The organism is Pseudomonas sp. GW821-FHT12A04 (assembly GCF_058807755.1).
In genome coordinates this window covers 570,582-588,583 of sequence record NZ_JBXAQZ010000001.1, presented here as the reverse complement: position 1 = coordinate 588,583, position 18,002 = coordinate 570,582, and the positions used below count along the sequence as shown (strand labels likewise).

Below are 18,002 nucleotides of genomic sequence, written 5' to 3'. Positions count from 1 at the left end.
GGGAGAGCTGTATGACAACCGTCATTTTACCCGCCGTTCCAAGAGTCCTGATCGCCGAGGCCGACCCCTGGTCCCGGGATTTGCTCAAGGAAGTGTTGTTGAACGTACGCTGCGATGCGCGGCTGGATTTGTGCGCCGATGGTCAGCAAGCGCTGGAGCTATTGGCTGCCAACCCCTATGACCTGGTGATCGCCGACTGGGAGTTGCCCGGCGTCGATGGCCTGAATGTCCTGCGCAGCATCCGCCAGCGCAAACGCAATCCGCCCATGCCGTTCATTCTGATGAGCAGTCGCAACGACAGTGCCAGCGTGCGCGAGGCCTTGCCGCTGGCGCCGGCCGCGTACCTGACCAAGCCCCTGAATATGCAAAGCCTGACCCATCGATTGCAGGGGCTGCTGCTGAACGCTGGCGAAGAAGTCTCGTGCGAAGTGCCGTCGCTGGCACCGGGCATGACGTTGTCGGTGTTTCTGGAGCGTCGACGGGAATTGGCTGACGGTGCGCCGCTGATGACCGACGTGCAAGTGGCGGTCAAGCGCAGCCTCAATCCCAATGGCCTCGATTTGACGGTGCTGGAAGACGAAGTCCGCACCGATCCGCAGGTTACCGCTGTGCTGATCGCCGCCGCCAACAGCGCGGCCCAGCACCACGGCACCGCTGTGCAAACCCTGTCCCAGGCGCTGCATCGCCTGGGCACCGGGCAGAGCATGAACCTGATTCTCGGGTTGGCGCTCAAGCGCAGTGCCCGGCTCAGCGATCCGCAATTGGCCGACTATGCCGAGCGTTACTGGGATCTGTCCCTGCACACCGCCGAATACGCGAGAACCCTGGCGCGCTTGCTCGATCTGGATCAGGAGCGCTGCTATTGCGCCGGCATGTTGCATCGTCTCGGCGATCTGGCGTTGCTGCGGTGTTTGCAGGAATGGAAACAGGCCGGTGGCGAACTGGACGAGCAGGAGGAAGTGGGCGAAGCGCTGGTTGAATTTGGCGCGGCCTATGGTTCGGCCTTGCGCACGCGCTGGCGTCTGCCACTGGAGTTGCGCGAGCTGATTGCGGCGGCCTACCAGCTCGGTGGCGGGGTTTACTCGCGCGAAGCGCTGGTGATGAACATGGCGGCGCAGATGGCACGCTTGACCGAGCATGAGGGCATCGAGGCGCTGGCGAAGAGCCGGACGGCGAGGTTGCTCAAGATCGGCTTGCCGGAGTTGATGCGTTTGCGCAAAAAGTAAGTACACCACCAACCCCTGTGGGAGCGAGCTTGCTCGCGATGAGGGGCTGACATACAACATCAATGTCGACTGATAGTCCGCCATCGCGAGCAAGCTCGCTCCCACAGGGTTCTGTGGTGATCCTGTCAGGCAGTGACAATCCGGTTCTTTCCCTCGCGCTTGGCCTGGTACATCGCCGCATCGGCCCGGGAAAACAGGTTTTCCACGTTTTCGTCCGCGGCGGTCAGGCTGGTCAGGCCCTGGCTGACGGTGATGCCGAACGTCTGGCCCTCATGGTTGAAACTCAATCGCTGAATCTGTTGTTGCAAGCGTTCAGCCACTTGCAGGGCCATCTGTGGCGTGCACCCGGGAAACACCGCTGCAAACTCCTCACCGCCAATACGCCCGAACAGGTCGCCACGACGCAACGCTGCGCGGCCGCTTTCGGCAATGCGTTGCAACACGTTGTCGCCTTCCTGATGACCGTAGGTGTCGTTGATCGTCTTGAAGTTATCAATGTCCAGCATCAGAAACGACAGCGGCTCGCCCTGTTGCCGGGTGTGTGCGAACGCGCGGTGGGCGCATTCGAAGAAATGACGGCGGTTGCTGCTCTGGGTCAGCGCATCGATGGTGGCCAGGCGATGCAGCTCGGTTTCCATCTGCTTCTTGTCGGTGATGTCTTCGGCGATGCCGACGATGATCACCGGTTGCCCCGGCTCGGGCTGGCGGTTGATGTAGCATTTGTCGCTTAGCCAGCGCACCTGGCCGTCTGCGGCGATGACTCGATACTCGCGGTCTTCGACGGCGCCTTTGTCCAGCACTTCGGCAAGGCTGCGTTCGGCATAGTCCAGGTCGTCAGGGTGAATGCTGTCGCACCATTGATTGCCGTCGGCCAGCAGTAGATCGGCCGAACGGCCAAAGATCCGTTCATAGGCGGGGCTGACGTAAAGCACCTTGCGGGTTTCCCAATCGAATGCCCACAGCACTGCATTGACGCTCATCAGCAAGGTGCTGAACAACTGTTCGCGTTCGCTCAGGCGTGCGACTTCGCGTTGGGCGTGCATTAGCGCTATCAGGGGCTGCGCGGCCTCGGGCCAATGCGACGGAGATGAGTCTTGCAGGTTTTTTGGGGCCATCGACACAAATCTCAAAGGGCATGCCGCGCGTTCGACAGCGGCCAACACCAAGCCCGCCGGGGATGGCGAAGTGTCTTTGAGATAGGGCTTTTGGGATGAAGTTCCCGCCTTGTGTGGCGAGGAAGCTTGCTCCCGCCGGGCGGTACTGATGGCACGCCACATAACCATGTGGGAGCGAGCAAGCCCGCTCCCACAGGTTTTTTCAGACGGCGGCAGGGCGCAGGGAGTAGGTCTTCAACTGATCGGCGAAGTCGCGCAGGGATTGAATCCCGCTGGCTTCGGCTTCGTGTACCCAGTCCTTGATGGCCGCCAGCATGTCGTGACCATTTGAGCTGGTCTTGACCCAGATCTGTTGCAGGGCCAGGCGTTTTTCGTAAATTACCTTCAGCGCCTGACTGTGCTCGAGCATGTTCTGGATGCGTACATGATGTTTGTCATCCAGCAGGCTGGTCTCCCGCGAAAGCAGGCGTTTGGCCCGGTGGAACTGGTGACGTACCGAGTGATCGACTTTTTCCAGCTCTTGCTTGACCAGCGGGCCGATCACCAATTTGCGGTACTGGGCCATGATCTGGAAGCGGTTGTTGAGGATCGCCATGGCGGTGTCCATGTCCAGGTTGCCCTTGCCTTCGACGCGATGGGCAATCGGCGCAACCCGTTGAACCTTGGCCAGGCGCAGGAAGCTGAAGACTTGAATCCACGCCCAGCCCAGGTCGAACTCCCACTTCTTCACCGACAGTTTTGCCGAGTTAGGGTAGGTGTGATGGTTGTTATGCAGTTCTTCGCCGCCAATCAGGATGCCCCAAGGCACCAGGTTGGTCGCCGCATCGCGGCATTCGAAGTTGCGGTAGCCGATGGCATGGCCCAGGCCATTGACCACGCCGGCGGCCCACACCGGGATCCACATCATCTGGATGGCCCAGATGGTGATGCCGATGGTGCCGAACAGCAGCAGGTCGATAACGCCCATGATCGCGATGCCCAGCAGCGGGAAGCGGCTGTAGAGGTTGCGCTCGATCCAGTCTTCGGGGCAGTTCTTGCCGTAGATGCGCAGCGTCTCGGGGTTTTCCGCTTCGGCGCGGTACAGCTCGGCGCCTTTGCGCAGCACCGTGGACAAACCCTTGATGACCGGGCTGTGCGGGTCATCGACGGTTTCGCATTTGGCGTGATGCTTACGGTGGATGGCAGTCCACTCGCGGGTGTTCTGCGCCGTGGTCAGCCACAGCCAGAAACGGAAGAAATGCTTAAGGCCGCCATTCAGCTCCAGAGAGCGATGAGCCGAGTAACGATGCAGATAGACCGTGACGGCGATGATCGTGACGTGGGTCATCAGCAGGGTGACTGCTACCAGCGACCAGGGCGACAAGCCAAGAAAACCTTCGTACCACATAGGCTGTAGGGCCCTCGATAAAGAAAAAACAGCCGTTGCATTATCACTAAGCCCACACAGAAAACCAGTCACCCTTTCAGATAAGAGTGGCTGGATGTGTCTTTAAACTATAATTCCAACCTTTTTGTAGGGACATGGATCGCCGGATGTCTGCCACCTATCGCGATGCCTTGCGTGCAGCGCTGCTCTATCTGCTGCTTTCTGTGGTTTGGCTGCAGATCAGTGGCTATTTATTAAACAGTTTCTTCGATAGCTCTGCCGAGCGATTGCGATGGCAACTGATCAACGGTTATGTCTGGGTGCTGTTCAGTGCCGGGTTGATCTTCATTGCCCGGGCGCGGCTGCTGCGGTGTCTGGGTATCGGCGCCAAACTGCGTGAGCGCGACGCCGACCGCATGCGCTTGCGCCAGGCGGCAGCCGTGTTCGACTGCACCCGCGAAGGCGTGCTGGTCACCAATCGGGAAGGTCTGATCGTCCATGTGAACCGGGCGTTCATGGAAATCACCGGTTACGGGTGTGAGGACGTGCTGGGGCAGCGGCCCAACCTGTTCAAGTCCGGGCGACACTCTCCGGAGTTCTATCAGGTGATGTTTGCCACGCTCGCCAGTGTCGGGGAGTGGAGTGGAGAAATCTGGAACCGGCGCAAAAGCGGCGAGATTTACCCGCAATGGCAAACGATCCGCCTGATCCACGACGACTACGGCCAGCCGAGCCAATATGTGGCGGTGTTTTCCGACATCAGTGCAATCAAGAATTCAGAACACGAACTGATGCACCTGGCGCACCACGATCCGCTGACCGACCTGCCGAACCGCCTGCTGTTCACCGACCGCGCCGAACAGGCCCTGGCCTCGGCACAGGTCCACAAGCGTGGCTGCGCGCTGCTGATGATCGATCTCGATCACTTCAAGATGATCAACGACAGCCTCGGGCATACCATTGGCGACCAGTTGCTCAAGGCTGTGGCCGAGCGCCTGGGGGCCATGTTCGGTCCGGGCGTCACCCTGGCGCGGTTGGGCGGGGATGAGTTCGCCATACTTGCCGAAAGCTGTCCGCAACTGGTTCAGGCCGCTGCGTTGGCCCAGCGGATCATCGAGGGCCTTAAAGAGCCGTTCCTTATTGATGGGCACCAGCTGTCCATCAACACCAGCATCGGCATCAGCCTGTTCCCCAGCGATGCGTTGAGCGTCGAGCAACTGCTGCGCAATGCCGACTCTGCACTGTTCAAGGCCAAGAGCGCGGGGCGCAATGATTATGCCTTGTACACCGAAGAGTTGACGGCCCACGCCCAGCAACGGGTCGAGATCGCCTTCGAATTGCGCCGCGCCCTGGACCGACAAGAGCTGCGGGTCTATTACCAGCCGGTTCACGACCTCAAGAGCCGTCGCCTGATCGGCGTCGAGGCGCTGGTGCGTTGGCAGCACCCGCAGCGGGGCCTGGTGTCGCCGGCGGAATTCATTCCGGTCGCCGAACGAACCGGTCTGATTGCAGAAATCGACGCCTGGGTCATGGCGCAGGCGTGCCGGCAGATGTGCCAGTGGCAGCAGGACGGGGTGGTGCTGTCGTTCGTCGCGGTCAACGTTTCTTCGCGTCTGTTCGCCCGTCGTGAGCTGTATCAGCAGGTGGCGCAGGTCCTGCGCGAAACCGGGCTGGAGCCGGCGTTTCTCGAGCTGGAAGTCACTGAAAGCGCGGTGATGGAAGACCCGGAAGTCGCGCTGGAGCAGATGCATTGCCTGCGCGAGCTGGGTGTGCGCCTGGCCATCGACGACTTCGGCACGGGTTACTCATCGCTGCTGCGGCTCAAGCGTCTGCCGGTGCAGAAGTTGAAAATCGACCAGGGCTTCGTCGCCGGATTGCCGTGGGATGAGGATGATGCGGCGATCTCGCGGGTGATCATTGCGCTGGCCCAGAGCATGGGCATGCAGGTGCATGCCGAGGGGATCGAACAGGCTGAGCAGGCGGAATTTCTGCTCGAACACGATTGCGATCTGGGTCAGGGCTACTGGTTCGGGCGGCCGGTACCGGCGGAGCAGCTTGACTGGATGCATGAGCCGGTGATCGTGTAGGAGCAAAACCTGTGGGAGCGAGCTTGCTCGCGATAGCGGAATATCAGTCGACATTTCTGGTGAATGAAACTCCCTCATCGCGAGCAAGCTCGCTCCCACAGGGTTTTTTTGGTGTGCCTGAAAGAGGGTGATTCACCTCAAGCTCTTGTCTCCACAGTTAATTTCTTCTGGTTATATAAACATTCTTAAATAGTCTTTTTAAGAATATCTACACCTCTCTAGTATTGCTCTCAAGCCGCAAGCAGTGCCGACACTGCGAGGCAACCTCTCAGTTGAAGGAGCAGCAATATGAGCGCATCCCTGCGTAGCGTCGACGGTCAAGACGAAGCCACCATCCTGCGTGAAATCCAGAGTGCCCTGCGCGATCTGCGCTTTGGCGCCGTGGAAATCACCGTGCACAACGCCCAGGTGGTGCAGATCGAACGCAAGGAAAAATTCCGTTTGCAGCAGCCGGGCAACAAGTCGGGCTGAGGCGAATCAGGCAACGCGATATCCCATAAGAAAAAGCCAACAATCCAAGAATTCCAGGAGCTTTCACCATGTCGTCGATTCGTCATTTCGCTTTGGCCGCCCTGGCCAGCGCCCTTTTTGCCGGTTCCGCCGTTGCCAAGGACTATGAGCTGCTCAACGTGTCGTACGACCCGACCCGCGAGCTGTATCAGGACTACAACGCCGAATTCATCAAGTTCTGGCAAAAGGACCACGCCGGTGACTCCGTGAAAATCCAGCAATCCCACGGCGGTTCGGGCAAGCAGGGTCGGGCGGTGATCGATGGCCTGCGTGCCGACGTCGTGACCCTGGCCCTGGCCGGCGATATCGACGAAATCGCCAAGCTTGGCAAGTCCCTGCCGGCGGACTGGCAAAAGCGCCTGCCGGACGCCAGCACGCCTTACACCTCGACCATCGTGTTCCTGGTGCGCAAGGGCAACCCTAAAGGCATCAAGGACTGGGGCGACCTGATCAAGAATGATGTCTCGGTGATCACACCGAATCCGAAAACCTCCGGCGGTGCGCGCTGGAACTTCCTCGCGGCCTGGGCCTATGGCCTGAAAGCCAATGGCGGCGACGAAGCCAAGGCCAAGGAATACGTGCAAACCCTGTTCAAGCACGTGCCAGTGCTGGATACCGGCGCCCGCGGCTCGACCATTACCTTCGTCAACAACGGCCAGGGCGACGTATTGCTGGCCTGGGAAAACGAAGCCTTCCTGGCCCTGAAAGAAGAGGGTGGCGCCGACAAGTTCGACATCGTCGTGCCTTCGCTGTCGATCCTCGCTGAGCCGCCGGTGGCGGTAGTCGACAAAAATGCCGAGAAAAAGGGCAACGAGCAGATCGCCGAAGCCTATCTCAAGCACCTGTACAGCCCGGCCGGCCAGGAAATCGCGGCGAAGAACTTCTATCGTCCACGTGACAAGGACGTGGCTGCCAAGTACGCCCAGCAGTTCCCGAAACTGGAGCTGGTGAGCATCGACAAGGACTTCGGCGGCTGGAAAACCGCACAGCCGAAATTCTTCAACGATGGAGGGGTGTTCGACCAGATCTATCAGGCGCAGTAATCTTAAATAGCCATCAACGAGCCCCGGATTCACCTCCGGGGCTCAGTGCGTTCTCAACCAAGGACTTTTATGTCGCGTCGTATTTCCCCCGTCATACCCGGCTTCGGGCTGACGCTGGGCTACACCTTGGTGTACCTCAGCCTGATTGTGCTCATACCACTGGCGGCGATGTTCGTGCATGCCGCTCAACTCACCTGGGATCAGTTCTGGGCAATCATCTCGGCGCCACGGGTGCTGGCCGCGTTGAAGCTCAGCTTCGGCACCGCCCTGTGTGCCGCGATCATCAACGGCATCATTGGCACGCTGCTGGCCTGGGTATTAGTGCGCTATACCTTCCCTGGGCGAAAAGTGATCGATGCAATGATCGACTTGCCGTTCGCATTGCCCACGGCGGTGGCCGGTATTGCGCTGACGGCGTTGTACACCCCTACCGGTCTGGTCGGTCAGTTTGCGGCGGATCTGGGTTTCAAGATCGCCTACACCCCTCTGGGCATCACCCTTGCCCTCACTTTTGTGACACTTCCATTCGTAGTACGTACCGTACAGCCAGTATTGGCGGATATTCCTCGTGAAGTCGAGGAAGCGGCGGCGTGCCTGGGTGCAAAACCCTTGCAGGTTTTCCGCCATATCCTGCTGCCGGCACTGCTTCCGGCATGGCTTACCGGTTTCGCTTTGGCCTTTGCCCGCGGGGTCGGCGAGTACGGTTCGGTGATTTTCATCGCCGGCAACATGCCGATGAAAACCGAGATTCTGCCGCTGCTGATCATGGTCAAGCTCGACCAATACGATTACACCGGCGCTACCTCCATTGGTGTACTGATGCTGGTGGTTTCCTTCGTCCTGTTGCTGCTGATCAACTTGTTGCAGCGGCGCATCGAAACCCCATAAGGAGGCGCACCCATGTCCCAATCGTCTATTGCTGCCGCTTCCTCGAACGCTGCCCGCCGTGGCAGCGCGACCTCGCGGCGAATCCTGATCGGCCTTGGTTGGCTGATTTTTGCGCTGTTCCTGTTGCTGCCGCTGTTCATCGTGGTGTCCCAGGGCCTGAAGCTCGGCCTCGGTGCGTTCTTCACCGCGATCTTTGAGCCGGACGCGCTGTCGGCCCTGAAACTCACGGTCATCGCCGTGTTGATTTCGGTGCCGCTGAACCTGGTGTTTGGTGTCAGTGCCGCGTGGTGCGTGAGCAAGTACTCGTTCCGCGGCAAGAGCATGCTGGTGACACTGATCGACCTGCCGTTCTCGGTGTCGCCGGTGATCGCCGGTCTGGTCTATGTGCTGATGTTCGGCGCCCAAGGCCTGTTCGGCCCATGGTTGCAGGACCACGACATCCAGATCGTCTTCGCCCTGCCGGGCATCGTGCTGGCGACGATCTTCGTCACCGTGCCGTTCGTGGCCCGTGAACTGATCCCGCTGATGCAGGAGCAAGGTACCCAGGAAGAGGAGGCCGCGCGCCTGCTCGGGGCCAACGGCTGGCAGATGTTCTGGCACGTCACCGTGCCCAACATCAAATGGGGCCTGATCTACGGCGTGGTGTTGTGTACCGCGCGGGCCATGGGGGAGTTCGGTGCGGTGTCGGTGGTTTCCGGGCACATTCGCGGGGTGACCAACACCCTGCCGTTGCACGTTGAGATCCTCTACAACGAATACAACCACGTGGCCGCGTTCGCCGTGGCGAGCCTGTTGCTGATCCTGGCGCTCTTCATCCTGCTGCTCAAGCAGTGGAGCGAAAACCGTATTAACCGCCTGCGCGCCAGCGCCGCGGAGGAATAATTCATGTCGATCGAAGTGCGTAATGTCAGCAAGAACTTCCACGCGTTCAAGGCGCTGGACAACATCAGCCTGGACATCCAGAGCGGCGAACTCGTCGCGTTGCTCGGTCCGTCGGGCTGCGGCAAGACCACGCTGCTGCGAATCATCGCCGGCCTGGAGACCCCGGACCAGGGCAACATCGTGTTCCACGGTGAAGACGTTTCCGGGCATGACGTGCGTGATCGCAACGTCGGTTTCGTGTTCCAGCACTACGCCCTGTTCCGCCACATGACGGTGTTCGACAACGTCGCGTTCGGCCTGCGCATGAAGCCGAAAAACCAGCGCCCGAGCGAAAGCCAGATCGCAACCAAAGTCCACGAACTGCTGAATATGGTGCAGCTGGATTGGCTGTCGGATCGCTACCCGGAACAACTCTCCGGCGGACAGCGTCAGCGCATTGCCTTGGCCCGGGCGCTGGCGGTGGAGCCAAAAGTGCTGCTGCTCGACGAACCTTTCGGCGCCCTCGACGCCAAGGTCCGTAAAGAGCTGCGTCGCTGGTTGGCGCGCCTGCACGAAGACATCAACCTGACCTCAGTGTTCGTGACCCACGACCAGGAAGAAGCGATGGAAGTCGCCGACCGTATCGTGGTGATGAACAAGGGGGTGATCGAGCAGATCGGTTCACCAGGCGACGTCTACGAAAACCCGGCCAGCGATTTCGTCTATCACTTCCTCGGTGATTCGAACCGACTGCACCTGGGCGAAGACAGGCACGTGCTGTTCCGCCCGCACGAAGTGTCGCTGTCACGCCATGAACTGGAAGACCACCACGCGGCGGAAGTGCGGGACATTCGTCCGCTGGGCGCGACAACACGGGTGACGCTGAAGGTTGAAGGGCAGAGCGATCTGATCGAGGCCGAAGTGGTCAAGGATCACGACAGCCTGATCGGGTTGGCGAAGGGCGAGACGCTGTTCTTCAAGCCGAAGGTCTGGCAGAAACTCGCGAATATCTAAAGCAAAAGCATCGCGAGCAAGCTCGCTCCCACAGGGGGTCTATGTGCACCATAGATCCTCTGTGGGAGCGAGCTTGCTCGCGATTGCTATCTAAACAGCGGCACGTTTCGGATTGACCCGTACCCCACCCGCCCGCGCCTCGATCTGCTCTTTCAGGTCATGCCGCATCCCCAGCATGAACGCCAGCTCGGCCACCACAAACAACGGCCCGACAATCAATCCCGTCACATCATCGACGAACGCCGGTTTGCGCCCTTCGTAGTGATGACCGACAAACTGAATCGCCCAACCGATCACGAACATCGCCACGCCGCTGCCCAGCCAGACCAGCGTGCTTTGCTGCGCCAGCGCATGACCGGCCCACACGGACAGCCCGAGCAACACGGTCATCAACACGCCCAGGCGCAACTCCAGGCGCAGGTAAAACCACGCCGATGCCAGCGAGACGAGCACCGCCGGTGAGATCCACACGCCCCCCAGCGACCACTCCGGCCGGGACAGCAACACCGCGACGGCGACCACGATCAGCGGAATGCCGATAAAGTGCGAGGCAATGTTGCGCGGGTCACGGTGGTAGGCAGCGTATTGACTGAGGTGGTCGACGAGGCTTTTCATTTTTGTTCTCCTGTAGGGTGATTGATCATGCCCCGGGGCCATTTCCCGCTCTGTCAGCCAGGCGACAATCTCTAGGAGTTTTCATGGATATGCAGGTCTGGCGTCCACGCCTGATGAGCGGTCAGTGGTTCAGCCATTTGCCTGTTTCCCTACAGGATAGCCTGCTGTCGGCGGCCAGGCTGCGGCGCCTGTCGCCGGGCCAGCGGCTGTTCAAGCGTGGCGATCCGCCCTGTGGCCTGTACGCGGTGCTTGAAGGCGCGGTGCGCGTCGGTGCCGTCAGCGAGCAAGGCAAGGAAGCGTTGCTGAGCCTGGTGGAGCCGCCGCACTGGTTCGGCGAAATCTGCCTGTTCGATGGCCAGCCACGCACCCACGATGCGTACGGCGTGGGCCAGTGCACGCTGCTGCACATTCCCCAGAACACCTTGCTGGCGCTGCTCGACGAGCATCCGCAGCACTGGCGGCAACTGGCATTGCTGATGAGCCAGAAGTTGCGCATGACCTTCATCAACCTCGAACAACTGAGCCTGTTGCCGGCCCCGGCACGGCTGGCGCACCGCTTGTTGATGATCGCCGAAGGCTATGGCGAGACCATTCCTGCGCGCCGCGTCCTGCAACTGCCCCAGGAGCAGCTTGCTTCAATGCTGTCGCTGTCGCGCCAGACCACCAACCAGATTCTCAAGGAACTGCAGGGGCAGGGGATCATCGGGCTGAGTTACGGCGAAATTGAAATCCTCGATGCCGAGCGATTGCGGGCACTGGCCTCGATTTAACTGTTTACGCAGGCCCATTGTGGGAGCGAGCTTGCTCGCGATGACGGTGTGTCAGTCTCCAGGTGTGTCGACTGACCGTCCGCTATCGCGAGCAAGCTCGCTCCCACAGGGGATCCGGATCATTCATCGCAACCCATCCCGAAACTGCCCCGGCGTCATCCCCGTCCAGCGCTTGAACGCGCGGCTGAAGCTGCTGGTGTCGGCAAATCCGAGCAGATAACTGATTTCGCTCAGCGACACCTGCGGGTCGCGCAGGTGCAGCAGCGCGAGGTTTTCGCGGCTTTCGTTGAGCAACGTGTCGAACCGGCAGCCTTCATCGGCCAGGTGCCGTTGCAGGCTGCGCAGGCTCAGGTGCAGGGCCTTGGCGATGTGTTCGGCGCTGGGTTCGCCTTCGGGCAGTTGTTCTTCAATGGCATCGCGAACCTTGCGCTCCCAGGTCAGCGGCTTGAGTTGTGCCAAGGTGCGTTTGAGCACGGTTTCGTTGTGTTCGGCCAGTTCCGGGTTGGCGTCATCCAGGTGGCTGTCGAAGTCGACGAGGGCGAACTCCAGCCGGTCTTCGTCGGCGCCGAAGTTCATGGGCGAGCGGAAGACTTTATGCCATTGGTGCGCGTCCGCCGGCTCCGGGCGACGCAGGTAGGTCGCCAGTGGCGCGTAGTCGCGACCCAGGCGATTGCGGCAGGTGCGCACGTAAATCGCCATGAACGCATCGATGGCTTCGAAGGCCGGGGCGGGGTTGCCGGCCGGGATTTTCAGGCTGAAACGGTAGCGATCCTCGGCACGGGTCAGTTCCAGTTCCAGGGCATCGCTGACCACCTGGTGATAGCGCACGATGCGCTCGAACACTTCCCGCAGGCTACCGCTGGCCACCAGCGCATAACCCAGCGCATGGAAGGTGGTCGGGCTGACGAAACGCGAAACCCGCAAACCGATCGCCGGGTCACCGCTGGCCTGCACCGCCAGATTCCACAGGTGCGTGGTGCCCGACAGTGGGTAGCGCGCGTTCGGGTCGTCCATCAGTTGCGGGTCGAGCCCCGCTTGCTGGCACAGGGCGGTGCTGTCGATGCCCAGGGCATCGAGTTGCTTGCGCAGGGCGCGGGTCCAGCTGGCGAGGGAGGTCGGTTCAGTCATGCTGATTGGCGCTTCCGGTCAACAGGTTGGCGTTCTCGGCTACCGCCTTGCAGAGGTTTCCAAGGCAGGATGCAACCATCAATAACCAGAGGATGGAAGCATGAGTGGTACTTCTGCAAGCCCCCAACGACTGAATGCAGCCCAACGATCGGCCCATATCCGCGAAGTGGTGCTGGCCAGAGGCGTCGAGCTGCGCGAGCAATACCCGATTCTCAAGCATCAGGACGCCCTCGGCGCAGGCATTCTGACCTTCGCCATCGCTGGTATGGTCGGCTCAGCGGCGCTCTACATGAGCGGGCACATGGCGTGGTGGGCGTGCCTGCTGCTCAACGCGTTTTTTGCCTCGTTGACCCATGAGCTGGAGCACGACCTGATCCACAGTATGTACTTCCGCAAGCAGAAGGTGCCGCACAACCTGATGATGGGGCTGGTGTGGCTGGCGCGGCCGAGCACTATCAATCCGTGGATTCGCCGCCATCTGCACCTCAATCACCACAAGGTGTCGGGCTCTGAAACCGATATGGAAGAACGCGCCATTACCAACGGCGAACCATGGGGCATCGCGCGATTCTTGATGATTGGCGACAACATGATGTCGTCGTTCATCCGCATGCTGCGGGCCAAGACCTGGGCGCAAAAGATCAGCATCGTCCAGCGCACCCTGAAGGTCTACGCACCGCTGGCGCTGATGCATTGGGGCGCGTGGTACGTGTTTCTCGGTTTCCACGCAGCGAATGGCGTTGCACATCTGATGGGTGCACCGATCGAGTGGTCGGCGACCACGTTGTCGGTGATGCAGGTGATCGACATCGCGGCAGTGGTTATCATCGGCCCGAACGTGTTGCGCACGTTCTGCCTGCACTTCATCAGCTCGAACATGCACTACTACGGTGACGTGGAGCCGGGCAACGTGATGCAGCAGACGCAAGTGCTGAACGCGTGGTGGCTGTGGCCGTTGCAGGCGTTCTGCTTCAACTTCGGCAGCAGCCACGGGATCCATCACTTTGTGGTGAAGGAACCGTTCTACATCCGGCAGCTCACCGTGCCGGTGGGACACAAGGTGATGCGCGAGATGGGTGTGCGGTTTAATGATTTCGGCACGTTTGCGCGGGCCAACCGGTTTGAGCGCAAGGACGAATTGGTCGGGGATAAGGTGCGTACGGCTCGGGCTTGATGGTTGTTTGTTAAGGCCTCATCGCGAGCAAGCTCGCTCCCACAGGGTGTGTCGGTGTGAATGCGATCTTTGCATCACATCGGCCAGTGTGGGAGCGAGCTTGCTCGCGATAGCTGTGGTTCAGGTTGAATCAATCCGGCTGAAACGGCGACTCACTCAAGATCACCCCTGTCTCATCCACATACCGCTGCCAATGTTCGATCAAGGCACTGAGCTTCTGCGGTTGGCTCGACGCCAAGTCATGAATCTCCCCCGGATCATTGCCCAGGTCATACAACTGCCAGGTCGCCGGCCCCACCGGTCCCGGGATGTAGACCGCCTTCCATTGCCCTTGCCGAATCGCCCGTCGTCCGAACAATTCCCAACCGGTGACGGTGTGCTCGTCATGCACTTGCGCCGTCTCGCCCGACAAGAACCCAAGCCACGACTTGCCTCGAACTTCCGCCACGGGTTTGCCGTGCCACTGCTTGCCTGGATGACGCACGCCGGCCAGATCAAGAATGGTCGGCGTGATGTCCATCACCGTGCCAAACCCATGGCTGATCTGGCCCTTGAGCGGCAGCTGCGGGTAGTGCACCAGTGCCGGAACACGGATCCCGCCTTCGGTCGTGAAGGCTTTGAACAGCCGCGACGGCGCGGTCGCCACTTGCGCCCAGTTCGGCCCGTACCAGACGTAGGAGTTGGCGCGACCGATGTTGTCCAGGCTGTTGTCATAATGCTGGTTGAGATAGGTCAGCAACTGCGGGCCGAATTTCGGAAAGGCCTCCAGCAACGCCCCTTCGGCACCGTTATCGGACATGAACAGGATGAAGGTGTTGTCCAGTTGCCCCTGCTGGCGCAAGTAATCGACGACCCGCCCGATGTTCCAGTCCATGCGCTCGACCATCGCCGCATAAACCTCCATGGCCCGCGCGGAGATCTGCCGTTGCTCGTCGTTCAGGGCGTCCCATTGTGCAGTCAACTGGATCAACGGATGCGGCTCGACATCGGCCTCGATCAGCCCCAGTTTTTTGAGTTTTTCCAGACGCTCTAGTCGCAGTACTTCAGGGCCGGCGTCATAGCGCCCGCGGTATTTTTCCACCACCTCGGCCGGCGCCTGCAGCGGCCAGTGGGGCGCGGAAAACGGCAGGTAGGCGAAGAAAGGCCGGGTCTGGTCGCGCTCCTTGAGGTATTGCAGCAGCTTGTCGCCAAAGGCATCGGAGGAATAAAAATCCTTCGGCAGTTCGTCGATGAATTGGTCGTCTTCGATGTACAGCGCCGGGGTGGATTTCAGCAGCCGTGGCGTCGTTTCATCGTAGGTCGGCTCGAAGCCGTAATGGTTGGCCGCGCCGGGCAACAGCGAAAACGAACGCTCGAAACCCCGGGCGTGAGGCGCCAGTTCTGCGGTCAGGCCCAGGTGCCATTTACCGCTCATCAATGTCTGGTAACCGGCCTCGCGCAGCAGCTCGGGCAGGGCGACCACGCGGTCGTTCAGGTGTCCTTCGTAACCCGGTTTGCCGATCAGGTCCGGGGTCAGTGCTTCGGCCATGGTGCCGATGCCGGCGATGTGGTGGTCAGTACCGGTGAGCAGCATCGAGCGGGTCGGCGAGCAGGTCGGCGCGGTGTGGAAGTCGGTCAAGCGCAGGCCATTGTTGGCCAGTGCATCGAGGTTCGGCGTGTTGATTTCGCCACCGAAGGCGCCGATGTCGGAAAAGCCCAGGTCATCGGCCAGGATCACTAGAAAGTTGGGACGTTGCGGCATCAAGAATTTCCTTTTTCAGTAGGCAATGAAGGACAACGGCAGATCGCGGACCTGCACCGGCACGGGGGGCTGGTAGTGATCGTCGCTGGTGAGTTCGTGAAGCAGTTCCTCGCGTAACTGGTGGAAGTCGAAACTGCTGCGCTGGCGCGGATGGGGCAGGGCAATGTCGACCACTTGTTTGATCCGCCCCGGACGCGGCTCCATCACCACGACACGGTCGGCGAGGAAGATCGCTTCCTCGACATCGTGGGTGACCAGCACGGTGGTGATTTTTGCCCGGGTGCGGATCGCCAACAGTTCGTCCTGCATCTGCTGGCGGGTCAGTGCATCGAGGGCGCCGAAGGGTTCGTCCAGCAGCAGAATCCGTGGGCTGGCCACCAGGCCGCGAGCAATGGCCACGCGCTGGGCCATGCCGCCGGAGAGCTGGTGCGGATAGGCGCGGGCGAAGTCGCCCAGGCCCACCAGTTCGATGAAATCGTGGATGCGCTTGTGCTTTTGCGCAGCGCTCAATGGCTCGTTGACCAGGCCCAGGCCGATGTTGTCGGCCACGCTCAGCCACGGGAACAAGCGGTGTTCCTGAAAGACGATGCCGCGCTCGCCGCCGATGCCGGTGACGGCTTTTCCGTCCACGCTGATTTGCCCGCGAAACTGCGTATCGAGGCCCACCAGCAGCCGCAGCAAAGTGGATTTGCCGCAACCGCTGGAGCCGACAATGGCGACGAACTCGCCCTCGGCGATGTCCAGGTTGAATTCGCGAATGGCCTCAAGTGTGAAGCCGTCGACGTCGAAGGTTTTGCCCACGTGATTGAAGCTGACAATCGGTGCGTTCATGCGTGTCTCCAGCGAGTGACGCGGATTTCCAGGCGTTGGCCAATGAGGTTGAGCAGGGCGCCGGTCAGGCCCACCAGCAGCATGCCGGCCATGATCAGGTCCATGCGCAGCAGTTGCTGGGCGCCGATCATCTGGCTGCCGATGCCGCCGTTGGACGGCATGAAGTATTCAGCGCCAATGGTGCCGAGCCAGGCGTAGATAAGGCTCAGCCGAAGCCCTGCAAAAATTCCCGGTGCCGCGCCCGGTAGTACCAGTCGAACCAGGCGCTGACGCAGACTCAGGCGCAACACCTGCGCGGCCTCGTTCAGTTGCGGCGAGAGGTGGGCGACGCTGCGTTGGGTGGCGATAAACAGCGGGAAAAAGGCGGCGAGGGCAACGAACACCCACTTGGCCAATTCCCCCAGGCCGAACCACGCGGTGAGCAGTGGCACCCAGGCGAATATGGCGATCTGACGGATGGCGGCGAGGGTTGGGCCGAGCGCGCGTTCACTGGTGCGCGACAACCCCAGCAGCAATCCCAAGGCAAACCCGAGCCCGCCACCGAGCAGCAACCCGCCAAGGGTTCGGCCCAGGCTCAGGGCCATGCCACCAAGCAATGTGCCGTCGAGCAAACCATCCCGAGTGGCCTGCAGGACGGCCAGCGGGCTGACCAGAATGTTTGCGTCGATCCATTGCTGATCCGAGGTCAGTTGCCACAACGCCAGAAGCGCCAGTGGCAGCAGCCACGGTTGCAGGCGTTGCCAGCCTTGATAACGCGGCCCGCGACGGATTTCGGCGGTGGCGGGGTGCGGCCAGTGCACCAGTTTCCTGTCCAGCAAACCGATGCCGCGATCCATCGCCACACCAATCAAACCGATCACCACAATGCACACGAACACGATGTCGAGCATGAACAGCTGCCGCGCCCAGACCATCAGGTAGCCGATGCCTTCACTGGAAGCGAGCAGTTCAACAGCGAGCAGTGAAGTCCAGCCGGCGGCCAGTGCGAGGCGCACACCGGCCATGAATGCCGGCAGTGCGGCAGGCAGCACTAGGCGTCGGATCAACAGGTGCCTGGGCAGGCGCAACACGGCGGCGGCTTCGCGCAGTTTTGGTTGTGCATCGCGCACACCGACCAGTGTATGCAGGGTCACCGGCACCACGATGGCCTTGATCAGCACCACCAGTTTCAGCACTTCGCCAATGCCGAAAAACACCATGAACAATGGAATCCAGGCCAGGGTCGGAACTTGCGCCAACCCGGCAAAGGTTGGAAATACCAGGCGCTCCAGTCGACGACTGAAGCCCAGTGCCGCACCCAGAACAGCGCCTGCGCTGATCCCGGCCAGCAGCCCCCAGAACAAGCGTTGCAGGCTGATCCACAAATGGCTCCACAACTCGCCTTGGGACAACTCCAGTGCGCTGTTCCAGACCAGGCTTGGCGCAGGCAGGATCTGCTCGCTCATCCAGTGATTGCGGCTGGCGAGCCACCAGAGGCTGAACAGGAGAGTCGGCAACAACCATGGCAACAGCCGATGGTTCAGGCTCGGCCAGCGCTGCTTGTTTTCAAGCGACGGCGCGGGCAATGGCAAGCTGAGCAGAGAAACACGGGCCATGGGTGACCTCCGTTGTCGGGTTGCAATACAGGCCTGCT

Annotated in this window: 16 protein-coding genes; 9 read left to right on the top strand and 7 right to left on the bottom strand. The window is 60.8% G+C overall.

Annotation, left to right across the window (positions count from 1 at the left end):
- Positions 1-11: 11 nt before the first annotated feature.
- Positions 12-1,226 carry an HDOD domain-containing protein gene (locus AC1RS8_RS02505; protein ID WP_489339531.1) on the top strand — a complete coding sequence of 405 codons (1,215 nt, stop codon included), beginning with the start codon at positions 12-14 and terminating at the stop codon, positions 1,224-1,226.
- Positions 1,227-1,351: 125 nt separating this feature from the next.
- Here the strand turns inward: AC1RS8_RS02505 and AC1RS8_RS02500 are convergent, their stop codons facing one another.
- Both AC1RS8_RS02500 and desA read right to left on the bottom strand, forming a co-directional pair.
- Positions 1,352-2,341, bottom strand: a complete 990-nt coding sequence (locus AC1RS8_RS02500; RefSeq protein WP_489339532.1) for a GGDEF domain-containing protein — start codon at positions 2,339-2,341, stop codon at positions 1,352-1,354.
- 202 nt (positions 2,342-2,543) lie between these two features.
- On the bottom strand, positions 2,544-3,728 hold the full coding sequence (desA, locus tag AC1RS8_RS02495; RefSeq protein WP_057712516.1) for a delta-9 fatty acid desaturase DesA: 1,185 nt from the start codon (positions 3,726-3,728) through the stop codon (positions 2,544-2,546).
- A gap of 146 nt (positions 3,729-3,874) precedes the next feature.
- Here desA and dibA point away from each other — a divergent pair, with 146 nt between their 5' ends.
- The 6 genes from dibA (at position 3,875) to AC1RS8_RS02465 (ending at position 10,110) form a co-directional block, all read left to right on the top strand.
- Positions 3,875-5,794 (top strand): phosphodiesterase DibA, encoded by a 1,920-nt coding sequence (gene dibA, locus AC1RS8_RS02490; RefSeq protein ID WP_489339533.1) that lies wholly within the window; start codon positions 3,875-3,877, stop codon positions 5,792-5,794.
- A gap of 288 nt (positions 5,795-6,082) precedes the next feature.
- The gene (gene oscA, locus AC1RS8_RS02485; RefSeq protein WP_056726967.1) at positions 6,083-6,265 is read left to right on the top strand and encodes a sulfur starvation response protein OscA; all 183 of its coding nucleotides are present in this window, start codon (positions 6,083-6,085) and stop codon (positions 6,263-6,265) included.
- A gap of 68 nt (positions 6,266-6,333) precedes the next feature.
- Complete coding sequence (locus tag AC1RS8_RS02480; RefSeq protein ID WP_102672718.1) at positions 6,334-7,347, top strand: sulfate ABC transporter substrate-binding protein; 1,014 nt, start codon at positions 6,334-6,336, stop codon at positions 7,345-7,347.
- A 69-nt stretch (positions 7,348-7,416) separates the two neighbouring features.
- A complete protein-coding gene (gene cysT, locus AC1RS8_RS02475) occupies positions 7,417-8,235 on the top strand; it encodes a sulfate ABC transporter permease subunit CysT (RefSeq protein WP_007972956.1) in 819 nt (272 codons plus the stop codon).
- A 12-nt stretch (positions 8,236-8,247) separates the two neighbouring features.
- Complete coding sequence (gene cysW / locus AC1RS8_RS02470) at positions 8,248-9,117, top strand: sulfate ABC transporter permease subunit CysW (RefSeq protein WP_007972954.1); 870 nt, start codon at positions 8,248-8,250, stop codon at positions 9,115-9,117.
- Positions 9,118-9,120: 3 nt separating this feature from the next.
- Entirely contained in the window at positions 9,121-10,110 is a 990-nt protein-coding gene (locus AC1RS8_RS02465) for a sulfate/molybdate ABC transporter ATP-binding protein (RefSeq protein WP_057712512.1), read from the top strand.
- Positions 10,111-10,200: 90 nt separating this feature from the next.
- Here AC1RS8_RS02465 and AC1RS8_RS02460 read toward each other — a convergent pair whose 3' ends face one another.
- Positions 10,201-10,725, bottom strand: coding sequence for an Mpo1 family 2-hydroxy fatty acid dioxygenase (locus AC1RS8_RS02460; protein ID WP_090452436.1), 525 nt, complete (start codon positions 10,723-10,725; stop codon positions 10,201-10,203).
- A gap of 83 nt (positions 10,726-10,808) precedes the next feature.
- Here AC1RS8_RS02460 and AC1RS8_RS02455 point away from each other — a divergent pair, with 83 nt between their 5' ends.
- Entirely contained in the window at positions 10,809-11,495 is a 687-nt protein-coding gene (locus AC1RS8_RS02455; protein WP_489339534.1) for a Crp/Fnr family transcriptional regulator, read from the top strand.
- Between the two features lie 123 nt (positions 11,496-11,618).
- On the opposite strand, the gene AC1RS8_RS02450 is transcribed toward AC1RS8_RS02455, so the two are convergent.
- Positions 11,619-12,623 (bottom strand): AraC family transcriptional regulator, encoded by a 1,005-nt coding sequence (locus tag AC1RS8_RS02450; RefSeq protein WP_150812069.1) that lies wholly within the window; start codon positions 12,621-12,623, stop codon positions 11,619-11,621.
- A 100-nt stretch (positions 12,624-12,723) separates the two neighbouring features.
- On the opposite strand from AC1RS8_RS02450, the gene AC1RS8_RS02445 reads away from it, so the two are divergent.
- Positions 12,724-13,797: a fatty acid desaturase gene (locus tag AC1RS8_RS02445; RefSeq protein ID WP_057712508.1), complete on the top strand. Its 1,074-nt coding sequence runs from the start codon at positions 12,724-12,726 to the stop codon at positions 13,795-13,797.
- A gap of 130 nt (positions 13,798-13,927) precedes the next feature.
- Here the strand turns inward: AC1RS8_RS02445 and AC1RS8_RS02440 are convergent, their stop codons facing one another.
- The 3 genes from AC1RS8_RS02440 to AC1RS8_RS02430 are packed head-to-tail and all read right to left on the bottom strand — an operon-like array spanning position 13,928 to position 17,964.
- Positions 13,928-15,538 (bottom strand): arylsulfatase, encoded by a 1,611-nt coding sequence (locus tag AC1RS8_RS02440; protein WP_090452443.1) that lies wholly within the window; start codon positions 15,536-15,538, stop codon positions 13,928-13,930.
- Positions 15,539-15,553: 15 nt separating this feature from the next.
- Positions 15,554-16,369 (bottom strand): ABC transporter ATP-binding protein, encoded by an 816-nt coding sequence (locus AC1RS8_RS02435; protein ID WP_489339535.1) that lies wholly within the window; start codon positions 16,367-16,369, stop codon positions 15,554-15,556.
- A complete protein-coding gene (locus AC1RS8_RS02430; RefSeq protein ID WP_489339536.1) occupies positions 16,366-17,964 on the bottom strand; it encodes an ABC transporter permease in 1,599 nt (532 codons plus the stop codon). The genes AC1RS8_RS02435 and AC1RS8_RS02430 overlap by 4 nt, the downstream gene beginning before the upstream one ends.
- Between the last annotated feature and the right edge of the window lie 38 nt (positions 17,965-18,002).